Consider the following 9,304-nt stretch of genomic DNA (forward strand, 5'->3'; position numbering starts at 1 on the left):
GTCTGGCACACCCGACTTCGGGGTTACACTGGCACTCACACCGGTGGAGTGCCAGCCATGAGGAGGGACCGTGCTCGACGACCGCAAGCTCGACGTCCTCAAGGCCATCGTCACCGACTACGTCTCGAGCAAGGAACCGGTGGGCTCCAAGGCCCTCGTGGAACGTCACGGGCTCAAGGTGTCCCCGGCCACCGTCCGCAATGACATGGCCGTCCTCGAGGACGAGGGGTACATCACCCATCCGCACACCAGTGCCGGACGCATCCCCACCGACAAGGGCTATCGCCTCTTCGTCGACCGGATCGCCACCGTCAAGCCGCTGTCGGCACCCGAGAAGCGGGCCATCCAGGCCTTCATGACCGGTGCGGTCGACCTCGACGACATCGTCACCCGAACCGTGCGCCTGCTGGCCCAGGTCACCCACCAGGTCGCCATCATGCAGTACCCGGTGGCCTCCTCGGCGACGATCCGGCACCTCGAACTGGTGAGCCTGTCGGCCGATCGGGTGCTCGTCGTCCTCATCATGTCCTCCGGCACCGTCGAGCAGCGGTCCATCGACCTGCCCGCCCACGACGAGGCAGCCCTGGCGCGACTGCGCGACCTGCTGGCCCAGGCGACCTTCGGCCTCACCGCCGCTGACGCCGCCGAGCGTCTGTCGGCGCTCGTCGAGACCGTCGCGGCCCATGAGACCGACCGGACGGCGGCGGTCGTCGCGGTCGTCCTCGAGATGCTCGCCGCCGACCCGTCGTCGCGGGTCGTCGTCGCCGGGGTGCCCAACCTCACCGCCTTCGGTGCGCAGTTCCCCACGACGGTGCGCCCCATCCTCGAGGCCCTCGAGGAACAGGTCGTCCTGCTGAGGCTGCTCGGCGAGGCGACGACCGAGCTGGGCGACGTCACCGTGCGCATCGGCTCGGAGAACCGCGACCGGTCCTTCCAGGCGACGAGCCTGGTCGCCAGCGCGTACGGCGAGCCGGACGCCCTGGCCAGCCTCGGTGTCGTCGGACCCACCCGGATGGACTACCCCTCCACCATGGCCACGGTGCGCGCCGTGGCCCGCTATGTCGGCCGTTTCCTGGCAGAAGGATGATCCCGAATTGAGCACGGACTACTACGAGGTCCTCGGCGTCCCGCGTGACGCCACCGCCGAGCAGATCAAGAAGGCCTACCGCCGCAAGGCCATGAAGCTGCACCCGGACGTGGCCGGGCCCGGCTCCGAGGAGCAGTTCAAGCTCGTCCAGGAGGCCTACGAGGTGCTCCAGGACCCGCAGAAGAGGGCGGTCTTCGACCGCGGTGGCGATCCCACCGGCCACGGCGGCGGGTTCGACGGGTTCGGCGGTGCAGGCTTCGACTTCACCAACCTCGTCGACGCCATGTTCGGTGGGGCGAGCCCCTTCGGGTCCACCTCGCGCGGGCCGCGGTCACGGACCCGTCGTGGCCAGGACGCCCTGGTACGGCTGCGTCTGAGCCTGTCCGAGGCGGTCTTCGGGGTGACCAAGCCGCTCGACGTCGACACCGCCGTTGTCTGCCCGAAGTGTCACGGCACCGGGGCCCAGGACGGCTCGGAGCCGGTCACCTGCGCGACCTGCCACGGCAGCGGCGAGGTCGTCACGGTCCAGCGCTCCTTCCTCGGCGACATCCGCACCACGCAGGCCTGCCCGGCCTGCCGCGGTTACGGCACGGTCATCCCCAAGCCCTGCCAGGAGTGCTCGGGTGAGGGCCGGGTGCGCACGACGCGGACGATCAACGTGCGCATCCCCGCGGGTGTGGCCGACGGCAACCGCATCCACCTGGACTCCCAGGGCGAGGTCGGCCCCGGCGGCGGCCCCGCCGGGGACCTCTACGTCGAGCTCTCGGTGGCCCCGCACGAGGTGTTCCGACGCGACGGCGAGAGCCTCGAGATGACGATCAGCCTGCCCATGACGGCCGCCGCCCTGGGCACGACGGTTCCGGTGCGCACCCTCGAGGCCGACCGGGAGGACCTCGGCGAGGAGGCCGCCCGGCTCGACGTCGAGATCCCCGCCGGTACCCAGTCGGGCACGAGGATCGTCGTTCCCGGACGCGGCGTGCCCCGCCTGCGTGGGGCCGGGCGCGGCGACCTGGGCGTCACCGTCGTCGTGCGGACGCCGACCAAACTCGACCACCAGCAGAAGGACCTGCTGCGCCAACTCGCCGAGGTCCGCGGCGAGTCCGAGGCCGCGGCATCGGTGCAGACGGCCGGCGGCAAGGGCATGTTCAGCCGGCTGCGCGAGGCCTTCGGCGGATGAGCGACCCCTGCTTCATCGGCGATCTGGCCGACGACGTCGCAGTCGGGCACATCGTCACCCTCACCGGCTCCGAGGCCCATCATGCCGCAGCGGTGCGCCGGATCGAGGTGGGGGAGTCGGTGCTCGTCACCGACGGCGCGGGACGTGCCGTGCGCGGCCCGGCCACGGCCGTCGATCGGCGTGCGGTCGAGGTCGAGGTGGTCGAGGTGCTGCAGGCCCCCGTCCGGGCCCACCGGTGGGTGGCGGTGCAGGCCCTGGCCAAGGGCGACCGCGCCGACCTGGCCGTGGAGACGCTCACCGAGCTGGGGGTCGACGAGATCCTCGCCTGGCAGGCCGCCCGATCGATCTCGAGGTGGACGGCCGACAAGCGCGACAAGGGTGTGGCCCGCTGGCAGTCGACGGCTCGCGAGGCCACCAAGCAGTCGCGTCGGTTCACGGTGCCGTCGGTGGGCTTCGCGACGACCAAGGACGTCGTCGCGCGCATCGTTGCAGCCGATCGGGCGTTCGTGCTCCATGAGTCGGCGACGGCCTTCCTGGCCCCCGAGGACCTGCCCGAGGCAGGGGAGGTGCTCTTCGTCGTCGGCCCCGAAGGGGGTGTGGGTCCCGAGGAACTCGCGGCCTTCACGGACGCCGGAGCCCGACCGACACTGGTGTCGGACGGCGTCCTGCGCACGTCGACAGCGGGTGTGGTCGGGCTCGCGCAGCTCCAGATGTTGGCCGCAGTCAGGGCTCGACAGTGACCTTGATGGCCTCCCCCTTCGCGACGATCTGGAAGGCCTCGAGGGCGTCTTCCAGCTTGATGTGACGGGTGATGAGGTCCTTGACGGGAACCTGGCCGGTGGCGATGTACTGCAGGGCGCGCTTGTTGTGCTCGGGGGCCGAACCGTTGGCACCGTGGATGTGCAGCTGTCGGTAGTGGACGAGGTTTGAGTCACAGGTGATCGTCGGATTCGTCTTGGGTAGGCCACCGAAGAAGGAGATCCGACCATTGCGGGCCGCCATCCGCAGAGCCTGCTCCTGAGTGACGTTCGCCGGGGTCGCGGTGATGATGACGTCGGCCCCGCGGCCGTTCGTCAGTTCCATGACCCTGGCCACTGGGTCCTCGGTGGAGGCGTCGATGGTTACGTCGGGGTGGACTGCATCGGCCGACATGGCGAGTCGCTCGGCGTTGATGTCGATGAGCACCACCGTGCCCACCTTGTGCACGCCACGGGCGATGCGGGTGTGCATGCATCCGATGGGGCCGGCCCCGAAGATGACCGCAAAGTCACCCTCCTCGATGCCGAGTTGCTCCTGGGCGTTGATGGCGCAGGCGAAGGGCTCGGCCGCAGAGGCTTCGTCGTAGCCGACTCCCTCGGGGATACGGTTGAGTCCGTCGACCGCCAGCACCTGCTGGGGGACGATCATGTACTCGGCGAACCCGCCGTCGTACTGGTAACCGACACTCGTCTGGTTCTCGCAGACCTGCATCCAGCCGTGCTTGCACTCGTAGCACTCGCCGCACGGCACGGCTGCAATGGACTGGACGCGGTCGCCCACCTTCCAGTCGCCTCCGACGTTGGCACCGATCTCCACGATCTCGCCGGCGACCTCGTGGCCCATGGTCGTCTCGCGGGTGATGTTCTGGTGCCCGTTGTGGAGGATCTTGACGTCCGTACCGCAGGTTGAGCAGTTGTGGACCTTGATCTTGATCTCATCGGGTCCGCACTCGGGTTCGGGGATGTCCTCGAGTCGAACGTCCTCCGGGGCATGGAATCGAATGGCCTTCATGAATCAGTCCTTTCCCGGTGCCAGGATGGCTAGCACCTCGTCGGCGGTGGAGGCGGTGCGAAGGCGCTCCGCCTGGTCCTTGTCAGTGAGCACCCTTGCCAAGGAGGCGATGATGTCGAGGTGCTCGTCGGTCTTGGAAGCGATGGGGATGGCGACGTAGCAGGTCTGTCCGTTCCAGTCGACGCCGTCCGGGAACTGGAGGAAGCCCAGTGCTGCGCCATGGATGTGGACGCGGGAGGCGTTGGTGCCATGGGGGATGGTGAAGCCCTCGCCCATGTAGGTCGAGATCTCGCCCTCACGGGCCAGCATGCCCTCAATGTACTCAGGCGACGCCGCGCCGGCGTCGACGAGGACCTGACCGGCCATCCGGATGGCCTCCTCCTTCGAGGAGGCGTGAAGGCCGAGACGCACCGAGGAGTGGTCAAGGACGGCCTGGACCTTGTCGGGTGCGGTGACGGTCACGGCGGTCGTGGGGGCTGGGGCGCCGTGGGCCTGGCGCAGCATGGCCTCGACCCGGTCGAAGGCCGGGTCACCGGTGTAGTTGGTGAAGGGGATGACCCGCGCTCCGGTGGCTTTGCCGCGGACGCGGTCGACGAGGCCGTCCTGGGTGAGGACGAGTTGGGCGTCTCCGGGCAGATTGTCGACAGAGCTGTGGACGACCTGGATTCCCAGCGGCGCGAGGCGCTTCTTCATGGTCGAGGCGACCATGGCGGACGATCCCATGCCGGCATCGCAGGCGATGATGACCTTGGACACGGAGGCGGCGTCGAAGCCGGACTCGGCGACGGGGACGGTAGCGGCCGCGGCCTCGTCGGCGGCGTCATCACGGGCCCGGTCGGGGCGGATGAGCAGCGCGGCGACGACGAAGGACACGGTGGTCGCGACGAGGAAGTCGAGGATCATCGGCAGGTAGGCATTGCGGGGACACATGGCGAACCAGGCGAGGATCGACCCGGGGGAAGCCGGGGCGACCAGACCGGCATTGAGCCAGACGCCGACTGCCAGGCCGCTCATGCCCCCGGCCATCGTGGCGAGGATCGTCTTGGGCTTCATGAGGACGTAGGGGAAGAAGATCTCGTGGATGCCGCCGAAGAGGTGGATGATGATGGCGCCGGGAACCGACTCGCGGATCTTGCGGGAGCCGAAGACGAGGTAGGCGAGCAGCAGGCCGAAACCGGGGCCGGGATTCGACTCGACCATGAAGAGGATGGAGCGGCCGGCGGTGCGGGCCTGCTCGGTGCCCAGTGGGGTGAGGATGCCGTGGTTGACGGCGTTGTTGAGGAACAGGACCTTGGCAGGTTCTACGAAGATCGAGGCGAGCGGCAGCAGGTGGTGGGTGATGAGGACGTTCACGCCCGAGGCCATCCAGCCCATCAGTGTCGTGACGAGGGGTTCGACACCGAGGTGACCGGCGATGGCGAGGACCATGCCCGCGATGCCGATGGTGAAGTTGTCGACGAGCATCTCGAAGCCCGCTTTGATGCGGTCACCGTAGAGTCGGTCGAGCAGCTTGAGGATCCATGCGGCGAAGGGGCCCATGACCATGGCGCCGAGGAACATCGGGATGGACGCGCCCACTGCGACGCCGATGGTGGCGATGGCTCCGATGACTCCACCGCGAGTTCCGTTGACCATCTTGCCGCCGGTGTATCCGATGAGCAGCGGAAGGAGATAGGTGATCATCGGGCTGATGAGCTTGGCAATGGTGGCATTCGGCCACCAGCCGACGTCCAGGAAGATGGCGGTGAGCAAGCCCCAGGCAATGAAGGCACCGATGTTCGGCATGATCATGCCGGCAAGGAAGCTGCCGAACCTCTGGATACCTGCGCGGGCGCTTCGGCCCTCGAGGTTCTTGTTGACTGTTGTGTCAGGTAGTGACATCTCAACTCCAAGTGTGGATCCATCCTCGCGGACGGGATCGTCGTTGATCTGTGACTAAGTCTGATTCTGTTTGGATCAGTTGTCAAGATGTCTGTTCATGTGTCCTTACGGGCAGTGTTTGTCGCGTGGGCAGATGACGAAGGGCGGTCGGGGCACCTCGTCCTCGACCGCCCTTGCTGGCGGGTATGTCCTCGGGCTCGACGGCCCTGAGCCTCACCTCGACCGGGTGGCGCCGCCCAGGGCGACGGCGGCCAGGCCGCCGAAGAGACCGATGTTGCTCACGAAGGCGGTGCGCGACTGGTAGTAGGCGCTGCCCTCCTTCTCCCAGAACCGGTGCCCGGCGGCCGTCGTCGGGATGAGCTGGAGCCCGAGGACCGACGCCGACAGGCGGGGCGCGATGCCCAGGGCCAGTGCGGTGCCGGCGGCCATCATGACGGCGCCGTTGGCCTTGATGAGGAGTTGGGAGTCAGCCGACTCGGCGGGCCCGCGGACGGCGTCGGGCAGCACGGCCTTGAGGCCGTCGACCAGTCCGACGAGCTTGTCGGCGTTCTGGAACGAGTTGAGGCCGCCGGTGATGAAGGGCGCGGCCAGGGCGGTGCGGGCGACGAATCGGCACAGGGACATGGTTCTCCTCACGTGTGGGACGCCGTCCATCGTGCCATGCCCGGTCCGGGCGCTTGTCAGGAGGTCAGGCGGTCACGCGGCGAGCACCTGCGGGACGACCTGCCGTGCGGCCTCGAGTTGGGCGTCGACGACGCCCTGCAACCACGCGGTGACGTCGCGCCGCTCGGCGGGTTCGAGGTTGCCGATGGCCTCGAGGTAGTCCTGCCCCTCTCCGGCCGCCGAGCCGAGGTGTCGGATGACGTGGGCGGGAGCCGGTCCGTCGACGACCTCGAGGGAGGCGAGGAACTCCTCGGCGTGGTCGATGAGGTGGGTCCGGCCGGCATCGGTGGGTTCCACACGGCCGACGAGCCGCTTGAGTCGCTTGATCCGCTCGGCGCGCGCGCTGGTGAGGGCGGCCAGGGCCCCGTCGAGCAGAAGCGGCCCGAACTCGACCCGCTCGAGGAAGAGCCGGCGCACCTGCCGGTACCAGGAGGCCAGGGCCGACAGATTGCCCAGGTAGGTGACGTTCTTGGCGAGAACGGCCGGGAGCTTGCGATAGGACGCCGGCTCGACGGGGCGCAGGATGCCGCTTGTCGGTTCGGGCAGGACGAGCATCCCGTCGTCGGTCACGTCGTCGCGCAGCACCGACCCGGCCCCGACGACGGTGCCGAAACCGGTGACGACCGGCCCGACCGCCCCGCCCTGGCCGCCGAGGAAGATCGGCGGCTGGTCGAGCAGGACGCCGCGCGGCACGTCGCCGAAGAGTGAGGCCGTCGTCTTGTTGCCGTCGGGGGTGAAGTTGAAGTGGATGTACGAGGACCCGACCTCCGAGTGATCGGAGCGGGACGTGCCGCCGGTGAGCATGGCGTCACAGAAGTTGATGAGGCTGCCCAGGGTGACGAACGGGAAGAGGATGGTCTGTTTGAGTCCGACCGTGTGGGCTCCGTTGGCCTGCTCCTCGAGGATCGTCCCGGCGCGCACGTGCGCCCCGGACCCGAGGTTGGCCCCGTCGAGGAACACGGCACCCTGGGCGTAGCCGCCCTTGAGCTCGACGTTGCGTCCGAGTTGGCAGTCGTCGACGGTCATCGGCGTCTCGGCTCCCAGGACGCAGCCGGCGGAGATGACGAGATGGGCCCCGCGCAGGCGGCATCCGGGGTGGATGACGACGCCGTCCCCGCTGATCCGGTCGGGGTCGACGTCCTCGGTGATGTCGACGCTGGCCGGGTTGGGGATCTGCACCCCCTTGGCCACGAGAGCCTCGACGGTCGCTGCTCCACGCTGGTTCATCGGTCGACCTCCACTTCGACGGACGCGGTGGGGCCAGCCTATCGAGGCAGGTGGGCCGATGACCGGTTAGTACACCTAGTGCTCGGGCAGCAAGGCGAAACCCGACGGCGTCAGCGATGAGAACCATCCCCCGGCATCCTCATGGACCTTGTGAGTCGCCTTGGCCTCGAGGGTCGTGCGCAGCTTGCCCGTCGTGAAGTCGTAGAGGCGAATGCGGGGATTGCCGTCCGGTTGGTCGTAGACGCCGACCGTGTTGCCCCGGATCCTCACGGCGTGGCACGTCGAGTAGGCGGCCCAACCGTTGAACAGCATCCGGGTGACGCCGGTGGTCATCGAGGTCGCCCAGATACGGCCGGTTCGGGACGCCCAGATGGCGTCATCACCCCTGATGACCATGTCCGATGTGCCGGCGCTGCTCTCATCTCGACTGCTCACGCCGGGATTGGCGTGCACCACCTGCCCGCCGGCATCCTTCATGTCGAGTTGTCGAGCGGCGCCTGTGCGGACGTCGATGACCGCCAGGGTCATCGGCGACCACGTGGACTTCTTGTTCCACGAGTTGGCGATGAACCGCGCGACGAGGGTGTGCCCCTGGCACACCAAGCCGTGCACCGGGGCCAGGCCGCCCGGACCGCTCATGGGTGAACCGACCTCCGTGATGGTTCGGCGCGTCCTGTCGACTCGCAGCAACCGCACGGTTCGCGAGTTGTCCCGGGACGTGTCGCCCCAGGACAGGCCGTAGAGAGCTCCGTCGCACTCTGTCGGCTCTTCAGGATCCAGGGTGTAGTCGGGGTCTGAATCCTCCGGTCTCCAGGAGTGATCTGGTGATGTAGTGGGTGAGGTTGCGGAATCCCAGGGCGATGCCGCGGAGGTGTTCGAGTCTGCCGTTGATGGCTTCACTGGGCCCGTTCGAGGTCCCGGGGTGGTCGAAGTAGGCCAGGATGTCGTCGGCCCGCTTCTTCAGGGTGTGGCCCAGAGTGGTGACTTCGGGCAGGGCCTTCGGGACTTTGGTGGCGATCGCGTCGATGAGGTGGGCCATGATGCGTCTGCCCTCGGCACGGTTCTCGGCGCGGTAGGCGGCCACGATCTCCTGGTAGACCGCCCAGGTGACCTGGACCGGGGCGTGGGCGTCGGCGGCGAACACCTGTTCCAGGCGGGCGGCCTGCCGGTCGGTGAGCAGGTCCCGGCCCGTGTGCAGGGTCAGCCTGACCCCGAACAGGGGGTCGCCCGCCCGGCCCCGATGGCCCGTGGTGTCCTGCTGGACGCGTTGGCGGGTGACATCGAGCTGGTCGCCGGCGAGCTGCACGACGTGAAACGGATCCACGACCTCGACCGCGGCCGGGAGTTCTTCGGCGGCTGCGGTCTTGAAGCCGGTGAACCCGTCCATCGCCACGATCTGGATGCGGTCGCGCCAGGCCTGGTCGCGGCCGGCCAGCCAGGTCTTGAACACCTTCTTGGAACGTCCCGCCACCATGTCGAGCAGCCGGGAGGCCCCGGTG

Annotated in this window: 9 protein-coding genes; 3 read left to right on the forward strand and 6 right to left on the reverse strand. The window is 68.4% G+C overall.

Annotated elements, in window-relative coordinates; genetic code table 11:
• Positions 1–70 precede the first annotated feature (70 nt).
• From hrcA to E0E30_RS03880, 3 genes are read left to right on the forward strand one after another with little or no spacing between them, the layout of a single operon-like run.
• Positions 71–1,087: a heat-inducible transcriptional repressor HrcA gene (hrcA, locus tag E0E30_RS03870; RefSeq protein WP_130865166.1), complete on the forward strand. Its 1,017-nt coding sequence runs from the start codon at positions 71–73 to the stop codon at positions 1,085–1,087.
• A gap of 7 nt (positions 1,088–1,094) precedes the next feature.
• Positions 1,095–2,264: a molecular chaperone DnaJ gene (gene dnaJ / locus E0E30_RS03875; protein ID WP_130865167.1), complete on the forward strand. Its 1,170-nt coding sequence runs from the start codon at positions 1,095–1,097 to the stop codon at positions 2,262–2,264.
• Positions 2,261–3,004, forward strand: a complete 744-nt coding sequence (locus E0E30_RS03880; protein ID WP_130865168.1) for a 16S rRNA (uracil(1498)-N(3))-methyltransferase — start codon at positions 2,261–2,263, stop codon at positions 3,002–3,004. The genes dnaJ and E0E30_RS03880 overlap by 4 nt, the downstream gene beginning before the upstream one ends.
• Here E0E30_RS03880 and E0E30_RS03885 read toward each other — a convergent pair.
• The 6 genes from E0E30_RS03885 to E0E30_RS03910 all read right to left on the reverse strand — a co-directional run.
• A complete protein-coding gene (locus E0E30_RS03885) occupies positions 2,988–4,034 on the reverse strand; it encodes a zinc-dependent dehydrogenase (RefSeq protein WP_130865169.1) in 1,047 nt (348 codons plus the stop codon). The genes E0E30_RS03880 and E0E30_RS03885 overlap by 17 nt on opposite strands.
• A gap of 3 nt (positions 4,035–4,037) precedes the next feature.
• Entirely contained in the window at positions 4,038–5,915 is a 1,878-nt protein-coding gene (locus E0E30_RS03890; RefSeq protein ID WP_130865170.1) for a PTS mannitol transporter subunit IICBA, read from the reverse strand.
• A gap of 213 nt (positions 5,916–6,128) precedes the next feature.
• On the reverse strand, positions 6,129–6,539 hold the full coding sequence (locus E0E30_RS03895; protein ID WP_130865171.1) for a DoxX family protein: 411 nt from the start codon (positions 6,537–6,539) through the stop codon (positions 6,129–6,131).
• A 72-nt stretch (positions 6,540–6,611) separates the two neighbouring features.
• Positions 6,612–7,805: a UDP-N-acetylglucosamine pyrophosphorylase gene (locus tag E0E30_RS03900; RefSeq protein ID WP_130865172.1), complete on the reverse strand. Its 1,194-nt coding sequence runs from the start codon at positions 7,803–7,805 to the stop codon at positions 6,612–6,614.
• A 75-nt stretch (positions 7,806–7,880) separates the two neighbouring features.
• Positions 7,881–8,444: a hypothetical protein gene (locus tag E0E30_RS03905; protein WP_130865173.1), complete on the reverse strand. Its 564-nt coding sequence runs from the start codon at positions 8,442–8,444 to the stop codon at positions 7,881–7,883.
• Positions 8,445–8,574: 130 nt separating this feature from the next.
• A partial coding sequence (locus E0E30_RS03910; protein WP_130866730.1) for an ISL3 family transposase occupies positions 8,575–9,304 on the reverse strand: 730 nt, incomplete at its 5' end.

Source organism: Acidipropionibacterium timonense (assembly GCF_900605005.1).
Lineage (GTDB): Bacteria > Actinomycetota > Actinomycetes > Propionibacteriales > Propionibacteriaceae > Cutibacterium > Cutibacterium timonense.